This is a genomic window from Dyella sp. KRB-257 (genome assembly GCF_049445995.1).
In the GTDB taxonomy this organism is placed as follows: Bacteria; Pseudomonadota; Gammaproteobacteria; order Xanthomonadales; family Rhodanobacteraceae; genus Dyella_A.
Window position 1 is genome coordinate 1 of sequence record NZ_JBMSDZ010000033.1, and the last position, 19,857, is coordinate 19,857.

General features: G+C 65.4%; 19 protein-coding genes. 15 read left to right on the forward strand and 4 right to left on the reverse strand.

Going from position 1 to position 19,857, the window contains the following annotated elements; genetic code table 11:
- The first annotated feature begins 514 nt into the window (after window positions 1–514).
- The 4 genes from ACO2Q2_RS16300 (at window position 515) to ACO2Q2_RS16315 (ending at window position 3,890) form a co-directional block, all read left to right on the forward strand.
- Window positions 515–1,012 (forward strand): hypothetical protein, encoded by a 498-nt coding sequence (locus ACO2Q2_RS16300; protein ID WP_423257294.1) that lies wholly within the window; start codon window positions 515–517, stop codon window positions 1,010–1,012.
- Between the two features lie 141 nt (window positions 1,013–1,153).
- Complete coding sequence (locus ACO2Q2_RS16305; protein WP_423257296.1) at window positions 1,154–1,669, forward strand: cytochrome C; 516 nt, start codon at window positions 1,154–1,156, stop codon at window positions 1,667–1,669.
- 93 nt (window positions 1,670–1,762) lie between these two features.
- Window positions 1,763–1,930: a hypothetical protein gene (locus tag ACO2Q2_RS16310; protein WP_423257298.1), complete on the forward strand. Its 168-nt coding sequence runs from the start codon at window positions 1,763–1,765 to the stop codon at window positions 1,928–1,930.
- A gap of 172 nt (window positions 1,931–2,102) precedes the next feature.
- Complete coding sequence (locus tag ACO2Q2_RS16315) at window positions 2,103–3,890, forward strand: thiamine pyrophosphate-requiring protein (protein WP_423257300.1); 1,788 nt, start codon at window positions 2,103–2,105, stop codon at window positions 3,888–3,890.
- 706 nt (window positions 3,891–4,596) lie between these two features.
- Here the strand turns inward: ACO2Q2_RS16315 and ACO2Q2_RS16320 are convergent.
- The gene (locus ACO2Q2_RS16320; protein ID WP_423257302.1) at window positions 4,597–5,169 is read right to left on the reverse strand and encodes a hypothetical protein; all 573 of its coding nucleotides are present in this window, start codon (window positions 5,167–5,169) and stop codon (window positions 4,597–4,599) included.
- A 15-nt stretch (window positions 5,170–5,184) separates the two neighbouring features.
- On the reverse strand, window positions 5,185–5,334 hold the full coding sequence (locus ACO2Q2_RS16325; protein ID WP_423257304.1) for a hypothetical protein: 150 nt from the start codon (window positions 5,332–5,334) through the stop codon (window positions 5,185–5,187).
- A gap of 175 nt (window positions 5,335–5,509) precedes the next feature.
- Here ACO2Q2_RS16325 and ACO2Q2_RS16330 point away from each other — a divergent pair, with 175 nt between their 5' ends.
- From ACO2Q2_RS16330 to ACO2Q2_RS16345, 4 genes are all read left to right on the forward strand, one after another.
- Window positions 5,510–5,887 (forward strand): response regulator, encoded by a 378-nt coding sequence (locus ACO2Q2_RS16330; protein WP_423257306.1) that lies wholly within the window; start codon window positions 5,510–5,512, stop codon window positions 5,885–5,887.
- Between the two features lie 505 nt (window positions 5,888–6,392).
- Complete coding sequence (locus ACO2Q2_RS16335; RefSeq protein WP_423257308.1) at window positions 6,393–7,355, forward strand: BON domain-containing protein; 963 nt, start codon at window positions 6,393–6,395, stop codon at window positions 7,353–7,355.
- Between the two features lie 313 nt (window positions 7,356–7,668).
- Window positions 7,669–8,991, forward strand: coding sequence for a sigma-54-dependent transcriptional regulator (locus ACO2Q2_RS16340; protein ID WP_423257310.1), 1,323 nt, complete (start codon window positions 7,669–7,671; stop codon window positions 8,989–8,991).
- Window positions 8,988–9,629 carry a hypothetical protein gene (locus ACO2Q2_RS16345; protein WP_423257312.1) on the forward strand — a complete coding sequence of 214 codons (642 nt, stop codon included), beginning with the start codon at window positions 8,988–8,990 and terminating at the stop codon, window positions 9,627–9,629. The genes ACO2Q2_RS16340 and ACO2Q2_RS16345 overlap by 4 nt, the downstream gene beginning before the upstream one ends.
- Before the next feature lie 10 nt (window positions 9,630–9,639).
- Here ACO2Q2_RS16345 and ACO2Q2_RS16350 read toward each other — a convergent pair whose 3' ends face one another.
- The gene (locus ACO2Q2_RS16350) at window positions 9,640–9,780 is read right to left on the reverse strand and encodes a hypothetical protein (protein WP_423257314.1); all 141 of its coding nucleotides are present in this window, start codon (window positions 9,778–9,780) and stop codon (window positions 9,640–9,642) included.
- Between the two features lie 141 nt (window positions 9,781–9,921).
- On the opposite strand from ACO2Q2_RS16350, the gene ACO2Q2_RS16355 reads away from it, so the two are divergent.
- The gene (locus ACO2Q2_RS16355) at window positions 9,922–10,887 is read left to right on the forward strand and encodes an MDR/zinc-dependent alcohol dehydrogenase-like family protein (RefSeq protein WP_423257316.1); all 966 of its coding nucleotides are present in this window, start codon (window positions 9,922–9,924) and stop codon (window positions 10,885–10,887) included.
- Complete coding sequence (locus ACO2Q2_RS16360; protein WP_423257318.1) at window positions 10,884–11,903, forward strand: Gfo/Idh/MocA family protein; 1,020 nt, start codon at window positions 10,884–10,886, stop codon at window positions 11,901–11,903. The genes ACO2Q2_RS16355 and ACO2Q2_RS16360 overlap by 4 nt, the downstream gene beginning before the upstream one ends.
- Before the next feature lie 157 nt (window positions 11,904–12,060).
- Here the strand turns inward: ACO2Q2_RS16360 and ACO2Q2_RS16365 are convergent, their stop codons facing one another.
- Window positions 12,061–13,107, reverse strand: coding sequence for a UDP-glucuronic acid decarboxylase family protein (locus ACO2Q2_RS16365; protein WP_423257320.1), 1,047 nt, complete (start codon window positions 13,105–13,107; stop codon window positions 12,061–12,063).
- 261 nt (window positions 13,108–13,368) lie between these two features.
- Here ACO2Q2_RS16365 and ACO2Q2_RS16370 point away from each other — a divergent pair, with 261 nt between their 5' ends.
- The 5 genes from ACO2Q2_RS16370 to ACO2Q2_RS16390 are packed head-to-tail and all read left to right on the forward strand — an operon-like array spanning window position 13,369 to window position 19,850.
- A complete protein-coding gene (locus ACO2Q2_RS16370; RefSeq protein ID WP_423257321.1) occupies window positions 13,369–14,484 on the forward strand; it encodes an NAD-dependent epimerase/dehydratase family protein in 1,116 nt (371 codons plus the stop codon).
- Between the two features lie 38 nt (window positions 14,485–14,522).
- Window positions 14,523–16,565, forward strand: coding sequence for an NAD-dependent epimerase/dehydratase family protein (locus ACO2Q2_RS16375; RefSeq protein ID WP_423257322.1), 2,043 nt, complete (start codon window positions 14,523–14,525; stop codon window positions 16,563–16,565).
- Window positions 16,544–17,656 (forward strand): glycosyltransferase family 4 protein, encoded by a 1,113-nt coding sequence (locus ACO2Q2_RS16380; RefSeq protein WP_423257323.1) that lies wholly within the window; start codon window positions 16,544–16,546, stop codon window positions 17,654–17,656. Before ACO2Q2_RS16375 ends, ACO2Q2_RS16380 begins: the two co-directional genes overlap by 22 nt.
- Window positions 17,644–18,759 (forward strand): CgeB family protein, encoded by a 1,116-nt coding sequence (locus ACO2Q2_RS16385; RefSeq protein ID WP_423257324.1) that lies wholly within the window; start codon window positions 17,644–17,646, stop codon window positions 18,757–18,759. Before ACO2Q2_RS16380 ends, ACO2Q2_RS16385 begins: the two co-directional genes overlap by 13 nt.
- The gene (locus ACO2Q2_RS16390; RefSeq protein ID WP_423257325.1) at window positions 18,756–19,850 is read left to right on the forward strand and encodes a CgeB family protein; all 1,095 of its coding nucleotides are present in this window, start codon (window positions 18,756–18,758) and stop codon (window positions 19,848–19,850) included. Before ACO2Q2_RS16385 ends, ACO2Q2_RS16390 begins: the two co-directional genes overlap by 4 nt.
- Window positions 19,851–19,857: the final 7 nt, after the last annotated feature.

The window sequence follows — 19,857 nt, forward strand, 5'->3', positions numbered from 1 at the left end:
ATTGCGGTAAGATCATGGGAAGACTGGCGAACGACGAACCGGGGTGGTTTGGAAGACACGAGCGATGCACGCAATGCGAGATTGATATGGAAGTATAAACGGCTAAATGCGCGACGCGAAGTGCGCGAAATGTCGAAACAGCATCTTCACCCATAGGGTGAACCCGGCATGAGGGCGGAACCCAAGCGCAGCATGGATCCGACCGGGCGAGCTCACGGAATCAGGTCTAGGTTTCAGCGTCCATATTCGTGGGATAGTGAGAACATCTCCGATTTTTGGAGGGATACGATCGCAGCGGTGCGGCCTTGTACAGCGTGAATTGCAACTCGAAGCCTCGCGCAGTGTGATAAGCCCGAAACCCAAAATTGCATGGACTTCATCCCGCATTGATCTGTCATCCACTTCTTCGTGAGTACTGTCCGCTCTTCCAACGCGCCCCGCTCCGCCTGCCCCTTCTGCCAATGTCTGTGTCAGAGCCTTTTCGGTGGCGTGACTACCAAGCCGGAGCAACCCCATGAAGAGACGCGCCGTCTTCAGCGCCACCGATATGTCCATCGTTCGCAAGGCGATGCATGCCGCAAGATCTTCCGGGATAGCCAACGACGACATTTCGCTGATTGCCCGATCGGACATCGAGCTTGAGAACGTTCCCGACGATCGCAAGGTGGCTGATGGGGATTTCTACCCTGCCGCGGTGCGTGGGGCCGTGGGCGGCGGCGTGGCCGGCCTGCTTGCTGGCCTGGTCGCCGTGGTGGCCGCTCCCATTGGCATCACCTTCGCCGGGGTCGTGGGGCTGGGTTTGGCCGGAGCATCGCTGGGCACATGGTCTTCCGCGCTGGCTGGTTCCACTGTGCCCGACCCGGTGCGCAGGAAGTTCGAAGACGAAATCGAACAGGGCCGCATCCTCGTAGTCATCGACGGTGAGGAGGAGATACTTCCTGCGGCGATCGCCGCCGTGTCGGCGACACCCGCCAAGCATCTTCCGTTCGATCGTCCGACGGTTATGACATGAGCAGACGGTCGATCCGGCGGGACCTGCCACTGCTTTGGCCTTGCCGGACCCGGGCTCTGCACCGCAACAGGCACAAACATGAGCAGGTGCTCTCGCCGCGGGCGGGCCTTTACGTGCTGATCTTCGCATGCACTGCTGCTGATGGCCGGTGGCGCCGTCGCGGGCTGGCGAGCGCTCACCGCATCGCCGCTCGCGCTCGACGAGGCGGTCGACCAGCCGGTGCTCTTCCGCCATCAGCATCATGCCGGGCAAGTGGAACTGAATTTTCGCTGCCACAGCACGGCCGAAACTTCCGCCCATGCCGGCATGCCACCGATGTCCACGTGCATGAAGTGTCATTCCCAGTTCTACACCAATCAGCCGATGTATAGACCGCTGGTGCAGAGCTGGGAGGCGCACACGTGCTGTTGCAGTGGAACCGGATCAACCATTTGCCTGATTTCGTCTACTTCAGCCACAGCATCCACGTCGCCAAGGCGTGAGCTGCGTCAGCTGCCACGGCCGGTCGGCCAGATGCCACTGATGCGTCAAAAGCCTTTGTCGATGCACTGGTGCCTGCAGTGTCACCATGCTCCACAGCAGCGCCTGCGTCCGCGCTCCAGGATGTTCGACCTGGCCTGGAAGCCCGTGCATCAGAAAACCCTGGGCTGGCGTTGATCCGGCGCTACGACACCCACACTTCGCGGCCCACCGACTGGCTGCGTACGCGCGTTCGCATCGCGCCACCGCCCCGATCACGCGGGCGGGAGCATGAACCGGCCCTACGCGATCGAGCCCACCGTCACCGGTCCGGTCGGCGACCATCGCTGGCCGCTGGACTCGGCGCAGGCCGCCGTCGTAACCGTACAACTGGCCCACGCTGGACGTGGCCAGCGCACCGAGTGGATGCCGCGGCCCCGACAACACTTCCAGCGGTGACGATGCAGGCTGTGACCGGTGCTGGCTCTGCTTAGTGCACGTGTCGACACGCGCCCTTGACCCCCAGATGACACCACCAGCTCCATCATTGCGGCGTGTAATTTGTCATGCGAATGCCGCCCTCGCCGACTGCGGTGGTGTCGCGCCGACTACTCGACCACAGAAGAACCCGATGAGCCAGACAGTGGGCGACTTCATCCTTCAACGCTTATCCGAATGGGGGGTGCAGCGGATTTTTGGATTCCCGGGAGATGGCATCAACGGAATCATGGGTGCGATGGGACGGGCGTCCGGCCGCTTCGATTACGTGCGCGTCCGGCACGAGGAAATGGCCGCCTTCATGGCCGGTGCGCATGCCAAGTTCACCGGCGAGGTAGGCGTATGCCTGGCCACCTCCGGCCCCGGCGCGATCCATCTGCTCAACGGCCTGTACGACGCCAAGATGGACCATATGCCGGTGGTCGCCATCGTCGGCCAGCAGGCGCGCACCTCGCTGGGCAGCGACTACCAGCAGGAAGTGGACCTGCAGAACCTGTTCAAGGACGTCACCGGCTACGTTGAGACGCTCACCGCACCGGCCCAGGTGCGCCACGTGATCGATCGCGCGATGCGCATCGCCGCGGCCGAACGCTGCGTCACCTGCGTCATCGTGCCGAACGACCTGCAGGAGATGAAGGCGGTGCCGGACCCGCCACGCGCCCATGGCGACGTCTATTCCGGCGTCGGCTACGCACCGGCACATCCGCAGCCGTCGATGGACGAGCTGTGCAAGGCCGCCGAGGTGATCAACGCCGGCAAGCGCGTCGCCATCCTGATCGGTGCGGGCGCCATGCACGCCGGATCCGAAGTCATCGCGCTGGCCCGACATCTGGATGCCGGCGTGGCCAAAGCACTGCTGGGCAAGGCCGCGCTGCCCGACGATCTGCCATTCGTCACCGGCTCCATCGGCCTGCTTGGCACCAAGCCGAGCTGGGAGCTGATGAACGACTGCGACACGCTGCTGATGATTGGCACCACTTTTCCGTATTCGGAATTCCTGCCGCCGGACGGGCAGGCGCGCGCGGTGCAGATTGACATCAATCCGCGCAATGTCTCGATGCGCTATCCCACCGAGGTCAACCTGATCGGCGACAGCGCAAAAGTGATCGGGCAGTTGCTGCCCCTGTTGGCGAAGAAGGACAACCCCGACTGGCGCGAGCGCATCGAGGTTAACGTGCGCAAGTGGTGGCGTGCGCTGGAGGCCAAGGCGATGCAGCCGGCCAACCCGATCAATCCGCAACGCATCTTCTGGGAGCTGTCGCCGCGCCTGCCGGACAACGTGATCATCTGCGGCGACTGCGGCTCGCTCACCAACTGGTACGCGCGCGACGTGAGGATCCGCGAAGGCATGATGGCCTCGATGTCAGGCAAGCTGGCCACCATGAGCAGTGGCATGCCGTATGCGATCGCGGCGAAGATGGCGTATCCGGATCGCCCGGTGCTGGCGATCGTCGGCGACGGCGCCATGCAGATGAACGGCAACGCCGAACTGATCACCGTGAAGCAGTACTGGCAGCGCTGGAGCAACCCATGCTTCGTGGTGATGGTGCTGGCCAACCACGACCTCAACCAGGTCACCTGGGAGCAGCGCGCGCTGGCTGGCGATCCCAAGTTTCCCGCCGCCCAGGACGTGGAGGATTTTCCGTATGCCGAGTACGCGCGGATGCTCGGCTTCAAGGGCATCCGGGTGGAGCGGCCGGAACATATCGCCGCGGCGTGGGAGGAAGCGTTCAACGAGAACTGCCCCGTGCTGACCGAGTTCATCTCCGATCCGGACGTGCCGCCGCTGCCACCGCACATTCGCTGGACCCAGGCCAATGCCTACATGACGGCGCTCGCCAAGGGCGACCCGAACGAGTTGGGCATCATCCGGCAAACCGTGCGCGACATGATGGCTGGGCGGCTGCCGGGCGATTCTTGAGCCCGCGCGGCGCCTGTATCGAGCGGGCCCAAGCCGCGGCCTATCGCGTGCCCACCGACGAACCCGAGGCAGCCGGCGCGCTGAGATGGTGTCCGAGCACGATCATCGTCGCCGACGTGCGCTGCGGCGACCAGTGCGGCGTCGGCTGCACCTACGCCTATCACGACGCGGCAGTGCTGATTGCCGAGCTGTGCGCGACTGCCTCGTCCGCGCGGGTCCAATCGACGTTCACCGCCTGTGGCGCGCCATGCGCCGCGCAACATTGGTCGCCTCGGACTCGACATGGGCATCGCCGCGCTCCACCATGGATCTGGCGTTAGCCGGGTACGGCTGGGACGGTTGGTACTTCCGTCACATGCCGCAGACGCAGGCGGTGGACGTGCCATCGCCGCTGGGTTATCGCCTAAGGCTTACATGACGCCGGACAGCACGTACGGTAGCGATCCACGCCTCACCAGCCACGAGACTTCCTGCCTGCTCAGCGCCTCCCCCACGAGGCGGACGTAGTCATCACGGCGTATTTAGCCGATCGCGATCCGGTGGGGCCGTACCGATGGACGCAGCCTGCGATCGCAACGACTTGGCCAATGATGGCATCAGCGCAGCGGCAGTGCGGAAACTTTCCGCAGGTGCTGTCGTACGTAGCGTTGATCAATACCTGGTTGCGATGAGGGCGGGAGCACCCCTGTGAATGTCGCAGCGTCGCTTACTTTCGCAGTGCCGATGGGTCACCTGCGGCCGGGGCTTCGCGTGCGGCATTATCATCATCGGGGGCTTTCGCATCGGAGCGCTGGGTGGGCACCGAAACACCACCCCGTGATGCCGCCACCGCCCGTTCTACATCTGTGCTGCTGGCCATATCCACCGTAGGCCACATCGCCGGGTTGGGGGTGGGCAATGGTCCCTTATCCCGCTTCACTCGCGATGCACCCGCCGAAAAGAGCAGATGGGTAACTGCGTCGCCATCGCAAGCCGCCGTTGGTCGTACCGAGAGCCTGGCACAGCCCTGCAGCTCTGGTCCGCGCAGATTCTCGCTACCTGGCTTGCGCAGCGTCTCCTTCGGGTTGACTGCACGCTCACCCGGCGTGGTCGGCTGCCCCGGCACGGTTGGGTCGACGATCGTCGACGGCGCATACGAACTGGACGGTGGCTGCATGCCGCGCTCGTCCACCTCCAGCAGTACGCATTCACGACCCACGCCCATCGAGAACAACTTCTGCGCCGCCGCCATCGCATCGCCTTGGCTCGAGAATCCGGCAATCAAGATATCGTCAGTCACGTCGGCCACCTTGGTTCAGGATGAGGACGGCTTCGGTTTGGCATTCGGCGCGTTTTGCGGCTGCCGCGGCGCATCCGGCTTCGGCTTATGCTCGGTGCCGCGCTCGTCTTTGGGATAACTTTCGTCGTATCCAGATTTCTTCGGGACATTGTTTTGCTTGGACATAGGCACGGCACCGACCGAATGTGGCTACCAAGCTGCAAGATCGCAATTGCGTTGCGCATTTAATGTGAAATGTCCTGCAAGATAACGTGGACGGCGACCTACGCGAACAGGGTTGATGGTTGGGCGCCGGAGGATCAATCCGGACTATATATGTCGCGCATCGAGCGGGCCTGACATGAGCTACGAAGTTCTACGGGGTAAGCGAGTACTGGTCGTTGAAGACGAGTACCTCATTGCTGAAGATGTGCGCATTGCCTTGGTACTGGTTGGCGCCGAGGTGATCGGCCCCTACGGCACGCTTGCCGCGGCGGCGCAAGCCTGCGCTCGGATCCCGGCGCCTCATGTCGCAGTGCTTGATGTCAATCTGGCCGGTGAACGCGTGTTCCCCGTAGCCGAGCGACTCGTCGATAGCGGCGTGCCTTGCTTGTTCACCACCGGCTACGACGATATCTCGATTCCCGACGTGTTCGCCCGTTGTCCGCGCTTGCGTAAGCCTGCCGGTTTGCGCGTCATGCTTGATGCGCTGGTTACGCTGATGACGACCAGTCCATGAGCGGCAGTGGCGGTTCCCGACGGATATTGCAGCGCCGGCTGCTGTACTGGCGTGTATTTCTTACAGGACGCACCAGAACAGATTTCACGTCAGAGTTGTTCTCGGTTTCCCTCTCCCTCGCCGTCCGTTGTGGAGAGCCGATGAGCTCGGGTGGCATGCATGTTGCGACAGTTCACTGGCCACCGATGTTCGGTGTGCCTTGCTGTTATCAACGGAGAACACAATGGACGAAAAAAACAGACCCGTCACGCCAGGGCCAGCACGCGGTTTTGCGAGCATGAGCGATGAACGGCGGCGCGAGGTGTCGCGTGCTGGCGGACTGTCTGCCCACGCGCGCGGACATGCCCATACATTCACCCCGGACGAGGCTCGCAAAGCCGGGCGCCGTGGGGGCAGCGCGGTCGCGGCCGATCGCACTCACATGTCGCTTATCGGGCGGATAGGCGGAACGCGAAGCCGTAGCCGTCGCCCGACGACGCAATCCTGATTTGGAGCACATCCAGCCATGGCCAACAGACCAAGCAACTACCAGGCGCAATATTCTGCCAGCAGTGATCGCTACAGCGGTTTCGAAAACGAGCGCGCGCCGCGGCGGCAAAGCAGCGGTGCCCATGCCGGTTCATCAGGGCAGGATTACGAAGACATGTCTCTCGCCCGCCCTTGGCGCGAGGACGACCCACTCGATGGCTATCCGCACGAAGGACACTCATTCGGTGGCACCCAGAGTGGCAACGCATACGACGAGCGCAGCCCATATGGCGATCGCGAGCGATATGACGATCGATCTTACGCTTCCGTACAGCATGATTACCCTTACGAGCGGGGCCACGAGACACCGCCGCCGAGCTATGAAGGCGGCTACCGCGGCGATCTGCGGAGACGCGGCTATCGTGGCTGGGACGAAGAGCGTGGCGCACCCTGGATGACTCAAGACGGGCGACGCGCCACTGGACCGGAAGCCTATCGCGGCGGACGCAGCGTGGAACCATGGCCAGGCACGCGCCGCGATGATGTTTATTCATTGCAGGGCGGCGACACCTGGGGCACACCGCAGGAAGGATACCTGAGCGAGCCATATGGCGATGGTGGCCAATCTGTGGCACAGGAACGCCAGCAGCGCCACGACCGCTTTCGTGGCCAAGGCCCGAAGGGCTACCGTCGCACTGACGAGCGCATTCACGAGGACGTATGCGAGGCACTCGCGCATGATCCGCATGTAGACGCATCGGAAATGGAAGTGAAGGTGAAGGATGGTGTCGTCACGCTCGAAGGTGAGATTCCGTCGCGGCATATGAAACATCGCGCTGAGAATTGCGCCGACTCCTGCAGTGGTGTGAAAGACGTGGACAATCGCCTCAGGGTGCGCAAGCCGTCGTCTCCCAGCGGAAACTCCGCGGTCGGTGGACGCGCGTCCGCAGATGGTGAGGGCGCAGGTTCGGGCGTGACGCGGCAAGCGGACAGGGAATAGGCGAGTTGATGGCTAGGAGCGTGGGCCGTAGAAGCCACTCGGGCTGCAAAGCCCTCCGCGCGATCCATTTTTCCGTCGCTTTTTGGCCCATGGAACCACCATGGGCCGGCAATCCGCCGAAAAACCGTCCTCGCACAGAGGATTTCGCCGCGAACGTTTCTATTGCCCACGCTCCTAGCGGGTGAGTCGGCGGCGGCCACCAGCAACTCGGCGCGTGTGAAATGGTGTCGCCAGACAGCTCAACGCTGCCTACACACCTGAAGTGCATGATGCGAAAACCAGCGGGCGGGCACCGCTCGCCATGGAGTCGTTTATGCCCCCTACCTCGCCCGCTGTGTTGCTGATCGATGACGATGCCTCGTTTGCACAGGCTTTCAGCTCCTACGCCAAGATCTACGGTTGTGAAGTGGCTATTGCCACCACAATCAAGCGGGCCGTGCCAATGCTCAGGCAGCACCGTGCGCCCGATCTGGTGGTGCTCGACCTAAGTCTGCCGGATGGCAGCGGCCTGGACCTGATGCATCAGGTCCCGCGCGATACGATTGAACGACTGGTGGTAGTCACGGGCGATCCGTGTGCCGACACTGCACGCCGCGCACAGCAATTTCCGATCATCGAATACGTGGTCAAACCGCTCCGACGCAGGCTGCTCAATGATTTGTTCCGCCGTGCTTCGGACAATGCACGCTCGCGCGGCATGATCGATCGTGAAGGTGCCTGCGCTACCCTGCGCGGCCGCAGCCGGGCGATGACCGACTTGAGACAGCGTATCCGGCGCATTGCTACCTACGAGGATACGGTGCTGCTGCAGGGCGCCAGTGGCACGGGCAAAGAGCTGGCTGCCCGAGCGATCCACACTCTCAGCGGCCGCGGAGGCTCTTTCATCGCGGTCAACTGCGGAGCGAGTCAAGGCGAACTGTTGGGCAGCCATCTGTTCGGTCACAAACGGGGCAGCTTCACCGGTGCGATTCGTGATCACCGTGGCTATTTTGAGCAGGCGATGGGTGGCACCTTGTTTCTCGACGAGATCACTGAGATGCCGCTCGACCTGCAGCCATATCTACTGCGTGTGCTGGAGAGTCGTACGGTAACTCCGATCGGCGCCAGCCATGCCCGCGACGTCGATGTGCGGGTGGTGGCGGCGTGCAATGTCGATCCCATGGTGGCCATGGCGCAGGGCAGGCTGCGGCCGGATTTATACTATCGCCTGGCCCAGTTCCCGATCCGCATGCCGGCGCTGGCCGAGCGCCCGGAAGACATCGTGCCCCTGGCTGAGGAGTTTCTCGATGCGCTCAACCGCCGCCATGGGCAGGCCAAGTATTTTTCGGCCGCTTCCCTACATGCTCTGCAGCAGCGCTCGTGGCCGGGCAACGTCCGCGAGTTGAAGCACGTGGTGCGACTGGCGTTCATACTGTCCGAACACGATGAGATCGACGCGAGCGAGATGGAGCCAGTATGGACGCAGCCATCCGATGCAGCGCAGGCGCCGAACGGAACGCTTGAGGAGATCGAGCGGCAGGTGATCTTCGCTACTCTGGCGCGCTACGGCGACAACAAGACACTCGCTGCTCGACATCTTGGCGTCAGCGTGAAAACCATCTACAACAAACTCGACCGCTATCGTGGTCGCCCATGACCGATCATGCGAGTGTGGTTGACCTGTTGAAGAATGCAGCCGCCGAAGCGGCGGCAGTCCCAGAGTCGGCGCTAGAGGTGCTTCTCAGTCACGCTGTGGAACGTGGTGGCGCATCGGGCGGATTGCTGTTGAGTGCCGGCATGGGTGGTTTGAACATCTTGGCAACACACGGCGTTCCGTTGCCGGAGGAGCTCGTGCAGGCAGTGCTGAACGTCGAGAACGAGAGCGCTCTGGCCGCAATCCCAACCCAGTGGATGTGGTGCCGTGCAACGACTGACGGTGCGTGCTGGGTCACCCATCGGTCGGTATCCCATGGCTACTGGCGGACGATGGTGATCCTGGCGTTTGCCGAGGCCCCGGAGGAATCGGCTGGCGCGCATGCGCTGGGTGATTGGCTACTGTTAATCGCCGTCATCTGGACCAAACGCAACCGACCATCTAACCGTATGCGCAAGCAGGAGCGCGATGCGGCACATCGCATCAACAATGCATTGGGAGCCATTACCATGCATTCGGACTTGGGTGCGCTGCTGTCAGCGCGTCTGGGGAGCGAAAAACTGCATCGTCTGTTCCGCGAGATCGCCGAACAGACGGCAGTCTGCGCCGTTGCGGTGCGTGCCTTCCTGCGCCGAGGCTAGCATCCATTGCTCAATGCGGTGTCGCGATGCTCCCCGAAATGGAATTGCGCAGCCGGCGCGGGCGCGTGTTGGAGTGCCCCATATCGGCCAGCGAAACGATGTCGCCGGATCGGCCAATGACGGTGCAAGGACGATCAACGGGCTCATCCATGCACCGCGCCTTAGCGCGTGATCTGTCTGCGCGTTGTGGACGCGCAGACACGCGATCTTCATGTGCTCATCCCGCGCGATTGTCTATCACGGCTTCTTTTCCACCAGATGAGAGATCGCGATGGATGGCTCTCCCGATACGATGCGAGCCGCTTCCCTGGTCAGTCCCGGCCGTTTCGAATTGATCGACGTGCCACGGCCACGGCCCGGCCCGGGCCAGGTGCGTGTGCGGCTGCAGGGTTCGGGCGTATGCGCCTCGAACATCCCCGCGTTCGAGGGCCGCGACTGGTTCACTTATCCGATGCCGCCCGGCAGCCTGGGCCATGAGGGCTGGGGCATCGTCGATGCACTGGGGGCTGGCGTCGAAGGTTGCCGGATCGGCGATCGGGTGACGGCACTCTCGTTCCACGCCTACGCCGACTACGATCTGGCCGCGGCCGACCGGCTCGTGCTGCTGCCGGCGGCGCTGCACGATCGGCCGTTCCCCGGCGAGGCGCTGGGCTGCGCCATGAACATCTTCCGGCGGGCCGACATCCGGCGCGGGCAGACCGTGGCGGTGGTCGGCGTGGGCTTCCTCGGTGCGGCGCTGATCCAGCTGGCCAAGGAACATGGCGCGACGGTGATCGCGGTATCGCGCTCGCCGTCGTCGCTGGAGCTGGCCCGGCGCTGCGGGGCCGACCAGGTGGTCGCCATGGACGATCACCAGCGCATCATCGACGAAATCCACGCGCTGACCGACGGCGCCTTCTGCCAGCGGGTGATCGAGGCCACCGGCAAGCCGTGGCCGCTCGACCTGGCTGGTGAATTCACCGGCATCGGCGGTCGGCTGGTGATCGCCGGCTACCACCAGGACGGTTTGCGCTCGGTCAACGTGCAGCTGTGGAACTGGCGTGGCATCGACGTCATCAACGCGCACGAGCGCGATTCCGCGGTTGCCACGCGAGGCCTGCGCGAGGCGGTGGCGGCAGTGATCGAGGGACGCATCGACCTCTCGCTGCTGGTTACCCACACCTATCCCCTGGATCGTATCGGCGAGGCGCTGCAGGCCTCGATCGAGCGGCCGGACGGCTTCACCAAGGCGGTCGTGCTCACCGGAGCGAACCCATGATCGCAGTGACAGCGGCGCCACCATTGCGGCTCGGTTTCCTCGGCGTCGGCTGGATCGGCCGCCATCGGATGAAGGCGCTGCTCGACGGCGGTCTGGCGACGGCGGCGGTGCTGGCGGATCCCGACGAGCAGTGCCTGCAGGCGGCGCGCGAACTGTGCGGCGACATCGAATGTGTGCCCTCGCTCGACGCCATGCTGGAGAAGGATCTGGACGGCGTGGTCATCGCCACACCGAGTGCAGCGCACGCCGGACAGGCGATCCAGGTGCTGGAGCGCACGCTGCCGGTGTTCTGCCAGAAGCCACTGGGCCGCGATCACACCGAGGTGCAGCGCGTGGTGACGGCTGCCGAGCGTGCCGGGCGCCTGCTCGGCGTGGATCTCAGCTACCGCCACCTGGCCGGCATGGACGCGGCCCGTGCGCTCATCGCAAGCGGTGCGCTCGGCTCCGTCTACGCGGTGCAGGCGGTCTTCCACAATGCTTATGGCCCGGACAAGGCCTGGTTCTATCGCCGCGACCTGGCCGGCGGCGGATGCCTCATCGACTTGGGCATCCACCTGCTCGATCTCGCGTTCTGGCTGCTGGACGACCCGTCGGTGACGCGCATCGACGGGCGCTGCTATTCGCGCGGTGTGCCGCTGCGCGAGGTGCCCGAAGCGGTGGAGGATTATGCCACCGCCCGCATCGAACTGCAGGGCGGGGCGGTGATCGACCTGTGTTGCTCATGGAACCTGCCGATCGGGGTGGACGCGGAAATCAGCCTGCGCGTGTTCGGAGCCGAGGGCGCGATCTGCCTGCGCAACGTCGGGAGTTCGTTCTACGACTTCACGGTCGAACACGTGCGCGGCCGCGAGGCGACGGTGCTGGGCCAACCGCCCGATGCGTGGGGCGGACGCGCCATCGAACAGTGGGCGAGGGCACTGCATCGCTCGCCGGCGTTCGATCCGTCCGCGCACGCGATGGCCGCCGTGGCACGGGTGCTCGATGGCATCTACGCCGACGCACTCACCTGCGGGTGACGTGATGCCACCAGAAGGCGCCGGCTCAGAGGCTGTGAAAAATTCGACCGCCGTAGCGAGAGCGCCGCCAGGCGTTCGTGACAAGGTGCGCCCAGCGCGCCGCCGGCACGGGCGTTTGGCGGCGGTCGCAGTAGGCGGTCGAATTTTTCACAGCCTCTCAGCCCGGCACCTTGGTCGTCGCGCCGAACGAGTGGCTGGGCGACTCGAGCGGGCGGCGGCTTGGCAGCGGCTGCCGCATCGCCTCGCGGGCGGCGGTGATGGTGCGCGACAAGCCCTCCTCCAGCGCCACCTGCGGCTCCCAGCCCAGCAGACGGCGAGCTAGTGCGATGTCCGGACGCCGCCGCTTGGGATCATTCTCCGGCAAGGGGCGCAGAACGATACGGGAGTCGCTGCCGGTCAGTGCGATGATCATTTGGGCGATCTCCCGCACGCTGCGCTCCACCGGGTTGCCCAGGTTCACCGGACCGGGCGTCTCCACATCCATGTAGCGCACGATGCCTTCGACCAGGTCGGACACGTACTGCAGGCTGCGCGTCTGTGAACCGTCGCCGAAGACGGTAAGCGGCTCGCCGGCCAGCGCCTGATGGATGAAGTTGGTCACGATGCGACCGTCGCCCGGGTCCATGCGCGGGCCGTAGGTGTTGAAGATGCGGATGATGCGCACCGACAAGCCATGCAGGCGGTGGTATGCCATCACCGCCGCCTCGGCATAGCGCTTGCCCTCGTCGTACACGCTGCGCAGGCCGTTCGGGTTGCAGTTGCCCCAGTAATGCTCGCGCTGCGGATGCTGCAGCGGATCACCATAGACCTCGCTGGTGCTGGCCAGCAGAAAGCGCGATCGATTGCGCCGCGCCAGGCGCAACAGGTTATGCGTACCGAGGCTGTTCACCTCCATCGTCTCGATCGGCCAGCGCTGGTACTTCGGCGGGGAGGCGGGGCTGGCCAGATGCATGATCCAGTCCGGCCGGCGCGCCGGCTCGAACGGCTTCACCACGTCGTGCGCCACGAACTGGAACCGCGGGTGCCCGTCCAGATGGGCGAGGTTGGTCTCTCGTCCGGTGATCAGGTTGTCGACGCCGATCACATGATGACCTTCCGCAAGCAGCCGGTCGACCAGGTGCGAGCCGACGAAGCCGGCGGCGCCGGCCACCAATACCGTCGACGTCACCGGCCGATCCAGTGAAATGACTTTGGCTTGGACCATGAATCTCTCCCGGGTGCTCTTGGAGGCATGTGCAACGGCGGGATGCCGCGCAGGTGCAGGGTGACCACGCCGGCATCGGATGGCAGTGAAGTGACCGTAAGCGGGCACTTGCACAAACCGTTTGGGCGTTCATCCGTTTTTTGTGAATGTGCGTATGGATGGGTCCGGTTGCACCCGCGATTGACGAGCACTGCTCCAGTCTCGCTGCTCCCTGCTGGCACGGCATCGCCGCCACGCCTGCTACGACGCGAAGGAGCGACCATGGGAAACATCGTCCTCATCACCGGCGGTGCCGGTTTCATCGGCTCCCATCTGGCCGACCAACTGCTCGAGCAAGGCCACCACGTACGCATCCTCGACTGCCTCACCGCCCAGGTGCATGGAGAAGCGCGCGACCGACCGGCGTACCTGTCTCCTTCGGTCGAACTTATCCGCGGCGACATCCGCGACCCGGCCGTTGTCAACCGCGCCATCGCTGGCGTGCACGGCGTCTATCACCTCGCCGCGTCGGTGGGCGTGGGCCAGAGCATGTACCAGATCGCCGACTACACCTCGGTCAACAATCTCGGCACGGCGGTGCTGATGGAGGCCTTGTCGGCGCACCCGGTGCAACGCCTGGTGGTGGCCTCGAGCATGAGCATCTATGGCGAAGGCCTGTATCGCGACGCCGACGGTCGACAGGTGCCCGGGCGCCGGCGCAGCCGGGCGCAACTGGCGAAGGCGCAGTGGGAACTGCACGACGATGCCGGGCGACCGCTGCAGCCGATCGCCACCCATGAGGACAAGCTGCCCGACCTGTCCTCGGTGTACGCGCTGTCCAAGTTCGACCAGGAGCGCTTGTGCCTGCTGGTCGGCGAGGCCTACGGCATCCCCACTACGGCGCTGCGCTTCTTCAATGTCTACGGGCCGCGCCAGGCGCTGTCCAACCCGTACACCGGTGTGCTGGCGATCTTCGCCTCACGCCTGCTCAACGGAAACCAGCCGACGATCTTCGAAGACGGCCAGCAGCGGCGTGACTTCGTCAATGTGCACGATGTGGCCCGCGCCTGCCGGCTCGCCTATGACTCGAGCTCGGCGGCCGGCCAGGTCTTCAACATCGGCAGCGGCCACGCCTACAGCATCGCCGAGATCGCCGAACGCGTCGGCCATGCGATGGAGATGGATGTCAGCCCAGAGATCACCGGGCGCTATCGCGTCGGTGACATCCGCCATTGCTTCGCCGACATCGGGCGAGCCACCGATGTGCTCGGTTTTACGCCGCGGGTAGCGATCGAGGACGGCCTGGTGGAACTGGCCGACTGGCTGCCGACCGTCGCCGCCGTCGACCACACGCAGGAGGCGACGCAGGAGCTACGCCGCCGCGGGCTGACGATCTGAGCATGGCAACCACCGCGCAGCAACCGGGAGCAGAGGTCATGAAGGCCACGGTCGACATCGATAAGGCGGAGGATTCGCTGGGAATCCTCGAGTGGTTCCACTTTGGCGAGCGCGATCGCGTGATCGCGGTGGCGGACGACCTGCGCGCGCTGGGCGTATCCCGGCTGCGCTTTGGCGTCTCCTGGGCCGACTACCACGCTGACGGCGGCGAAGCATGGTTCGACTGGCTGCTGCCGTTCCTGGGCGAACGTTTCGAGCTGCTGCCGTGCTTTCTCTACACGCCGCCCTCGCTGGGCGAGGCACCTTCCACGGCGGCGCCGCCGCGCGAGCTGACCGCCTATGCCGATTTCATCGACCACTGCATCACCCGCTACGGCGAGCACTTCGATACGGTGGAGCTGTGGAACGAGCCGAACAACCTGATGGAGTGGAACTACGGCCTGGACCGCGACTGGTCGAAGTTCTGCGCCATGGTCGGCGGCGCCGCGCACTGGGCACGCCGGTGTGGCAAGCGGACCGTGCTCGGCGGCATGGCACCGATCGACGCCGGCTGGCTGCAGACGATGTTCGACCGCGGGCTGATGCAATACATCGACATTATCGGCGTGCACGGCTTTCCCGGCAGCTACGACACGCCCGGCGAACGGCTCGCCGCGCGCATCGAGCGCATTGCCGAGGTGCTGTGCGAGAACCGTCACGATGGCGAGATCTGGCTCACCGAAACCGGCTATTCCACCTGGCGGCATGACGAGTTCGAACAGGTGCGCCTGGCGGCGGAGGTGGCAGCCTTGCCGGTAGCGCGGGCGTACTGGTTTGCGCTGCGCGACCTGGCATCACACAAGGCCTCGCAAGCGGGCTTCCACAACGACGAGCGCGACTATCACTTCGGCATCCAAAACGCGTCGGGCCAGCCGAAGCTGCTGTACCGCCTGTGGTCCGAGCGTGGCCTGCATGGCGTGCGGCAGGCGTCGGCCTGGGCGGCACGTACGCCTATTCGTCGAGCGAACACGGTAGTTACCGGCGGCGCCGGCTTCATCGGCTGCAACCTCGCCGCGCGACTGCTGGAGGACGGCGAACGCGTGCGCGTGATCGACAATCTGTCGCGCCCGGGCGTGGAGCGCAACCTGGAGTGGCTGATTGACCGCTATGGCGACCGGGTGGAGTTCGTTCCGGCCGACGTGCGCGATCGCCACGGCATCCGCGACGCCGTCGATGGTGCCTCGCGGATCTTCCATCTCGCCGGGCAGGTAGCCGTGACCACCAGCCTGGACGATCCGCTGCACGACTTCGAGGTGAACCTGGGCGGCACGGTGAACCTGCTCGATGCCGCACGCCGACAACGCCACGTGCCGCCGGTGATCTTCGCCTCCACCAACAAAGTCTACGGCGGGCTGGAAGACGTGCCGCTGCGCATTCGCGGCAATCGCTATGAGCCGCAGGATCCGCAATATCTCGCCCACGGCGTGGGCGAACAGCGGCCGTTGGACTTTCACAGCCCCTACGGCTGTTCCAAGGGCGGTGCCGATCAGTACGTGCTGGACCACGCGCGCTGCATGGGTGTGCCGGCGGTGGTGTTCCGCATGAGCTGCATCTACGGGCCGCACCAGTTCGGCACGGAGGACCAGGGCTGGGTGGCGCATTTCCTGATCTGCGCCATGCGCGGCGAGCCGATCACCCTCTACGGCGACGGCATGCAGGTGCGCGACATCCTCTTTGTGGAGGACGCTGTCGACGCATATCTCACCGCGGCGCGGCAGATCGACCGCCTGTCCGGCGAGGTCTTCAATCTCGGCGGCGGGCCCTCGAACATGATCAGCCTGCTGCAGCTGTTGAAGTGGATCAGTGAGCTGCAGGGTGGGCGCGCGCCGCAGGTCGATTTTGCGCCCTGGCGTCCAGGCGACCAGCGCTACTACGTCTCCGATACCCGCCGCTTCGCCAGCCAGACGGGCTGGCATGCGCAGGTCGACGCCCGTGACGGCGTCGATCGGCTGTACCAGTGGCTGGCCGACCAGCAAGATGCGCCGGTGCCGCACGCCGTGGTGACTGCCGGAAAAGCATTGTGCGCCTCCAGCGTCTGCTGATGAGCACCGACGCGATCGGCGGCGTCTGGACATACGCGCTGGACATGGCCACGTGCCTTGCCGAGCACGGCACCGACGTGCTGCTGGTGGTGCTGGGACCCGCGCCCAGCGCGGAGCAGCGGCGCAATGCGGCGCGCATCCCGCACCTGGTGCTGACCCATGCCAACTATCCGCTGGAGTGGGCGCCCGGCGGACCCGCGCGGCAGCCCGCAGCAGGCGAATGGCTGCTGGGGCTGGCGCGCGACTGGCAACCGGATGTGGTGCACCTCAACCACTACAGCCACGGCCATCTGCCGTGGGGTGTGCCCTGTGTGGTGGTGGCGCACTCGTGCGTGTTCTCCTGGTTCCAGCACGTGCGCAAGGCGCTGCCCGATGACAGCTGGACGAGCTACCGCGATTCGGTAACCCGCGGCCTGCGCGGCGCCGATGCGGTGGTCGCGCCGAGCGCGGCGATGCTGGCCGACGTGCAACGTTTCTACGGTCCGCTCAGGCGCGTCGAGGTGATCCCGAACGGGCGCGAGCCCGACGTGGCGATGCCGCTGTACAAGCGCCCCTACGTGTTCTGCGCCGGTCGCCTGTGGGACGAGGCGAAGAACATCGAGCTCATCCGGTGCGAAGTCTCGGCGCTGTCCTGGCCGCTGCATCTGGCCGGCGAGGTGCGCCATCCCGATGGCGGGCAGCTGCCGAGGTGGGGCGTCGGCCGCGGCGTGCGCCTGCTTGGCACGCTCGGCAGCGCGGCCATGGCCCAGGCTTACGGGCACGCCTCGATCTACGTGCTGCCCGCGCGCTACGAGCCGTTCGGGCTGTCGGCGCTGGAGGCGGCGCTGGCCGGCTGTGCACTGGTGCTCAGCGACATCGCCTCGCTGCGCGAGAACTGGTCCGGCGTTGCCGAGTTCGTCGACCCGGACGACGGTTGGGGATTTCGTCAGGCGATCGAACGGCTGATCGCCGACCCCGAGCTGCGCCGCCGCCGCGGCCGCGATGCGCGGGCACGCGCACGGCGCTTCAGCGCACGCGGTATGGCCAAGAGCTACCTGCGCCTGTACGGCGACCTCCAACAGCAACGGGAGCTGCAGCCATGCGCATCGTGATGTTCTACCACTCGCTGCTTTCGGACTGGAACCACGGCAACGCGCATTTTCTGCGCGGCGTGGTCAACGAGTTGCTCCTGCGCGGCCACACGGTGGACGTCTACGAGCCGGCCGACGGCTGGAGCCTGCAGAACCTGCTGGCGGAGCAGGGCGTGGCGCCGGTGGAGGCCTTCCATCGTGCCTACCCGGGCCTTACCAGCCATCTCTACGATCCCGCGCAGGAAGATTTCAGCGCGCAAACCGACGGTGCTCACCTGGTGCTGGTGCACGAGTGGAACAGCCCCCGGCTGGTCGAGCAAATGGGCCGGCTGCGGGCCGCCAACCCCGGCTGGCGACTGCTCTTTCACGACACTCATCACCGCACGGTGAGCGAACCGCGGGTGATGGCGAAGTACCGCCTGGAGCACTATGACGGCGTGCTGGCCTTCGGCGAGGTGATCCGTGACCTGTACCTGCGCAACGGCTGGACCCAGCGCGCGTGGACCTGGCACGAGGCGGCCGATACGAGCCGCTTCCGCCCGCTGCCCGAGGTGCAGCGCGAACATGACCTGGTATGGATCGGCAACTGGGGCGACGGCGAGCGCACGGCTGAGCTGCATGAATTCCTGCTCGACCCCGCACGCGCGCTGGCCCTGAGCGGCCACGTGCATGGCGTGCGCTATCCCGACGAGGCATGCGCGGCCGTGGCCGCTGCCGGCCTGGCCTATCGCGGCTGGCTCGCCAACTTTGATGTTCCGGCGGTGTTCGCGCGGCATCGGGTGACGGTGCACTTGCCCCGCGCGCCGTACGTGCGGATGCTGCCGGGCATCCCCACTATCCGCCCGTTCGAGGCGCTGGCCTGCGGCCTGCCGCTGGTGAGCGCACCATGGACCGATGCCGAGGGCCTGTTCCGGCCCGGGCGTGACTTTCTGGTGGCGCGCGACGGCGCGCAGATGCGCCGGCACCTGCGCGACCTGCTGGCCGACGAGGCGCAGCGCGAAGAGCTCGCGACGCAGGGGCTGGCCACCATCCAGGGACGGCACACCTGCCGTCACCGGGTCGACGAACTGCTTTCCATCCATCGTGAAATCGCGCCCGTCACACGGGTCAAGGAGTGCGCATGAAATTCGCCTTTTTCGGTTCCAGCCTGGTGTCGGCCTACTGGAATGGAGCGGCCACCTACTACCGTGGCCTGATCCGCAACCTGCACGCGCTCGGTCACCAGATCACCTTCTACGAGCCGGATGCCTACGGCCGGCAGCAGCACCGCGACATCGCCGACCCACCTTGGGCGCGCAGCGTGGTCTACGGCATCGATTCGGCCGAGCCGATGGAGCGGGCGCTGGAGGACGCCGCCGCCGCCGACGTCATCGTCAAGACCAGCGGGATCGGCATATTCGACGCCGCACTGGAAGAGGGCGTGCTGGCCCTGCGTCGGCCCGGGCACCTGGCGGTGTTCTGGGATGTCGATGCGCCGGCGACGCTGGATGAGGTGGCGCGCGATCCACACCATCCGTTCCGCCGCCGCATTCCGCGCTTCGATCTGGTATGCACCTACGGTGGAGGCCATCCGGTGGTCAACGCGTATCGCAAGCTCGGTGCGCGCCACTGCGAGCCGATCTACAACGCGCTCGACACACACACCCATTACCCGGTGCCGGTCGACCCCACCTACGCCGCCGATCTGGCATTCCTCGGCAACCGTCTGCCCGATCGTGAGGAGCGCGTGCGCGCGTTCTTCATCGACGTGGCCGCGCGCCGTCCGGACAGCCGCTTCCTGCTCGGTGGCAGCGGCTGGGAAAGCTGCGGACTGACGTCGAACGTGCATCACATCGGCCATGTCTACACGCGTGACCATAACGCGTTCAACAGCACCCCACGCGCCGTGCTCAACATCAGCCGCGATTCCATGGCCCGCTACGGCTACTCCCCGGCCACGCGGGTGTTCGAGGCGGCGGGCGCCGGCGCCTGCCTGATCACCGATCAATGGGAAGGCGTCGAGTTCTTCCTGGAGCCGGGCAGTGAAGTGCTGGTAGCGCGCAACGGCGACGAGGTGGCCGAGCATCTCGATGCATTGACCGCCGAGCGCGCCACGTCGATCGGTCGTGCGGCGCTGGAGCGGGTGCGCGCCGAGCATACCTATGCCCATCGTGTCGCACAGCTCGAAGCGCTGCTCGAAGGACGCGCCGCCGCGCCCACCGCGGCGGTCGCCTGAGCATGCG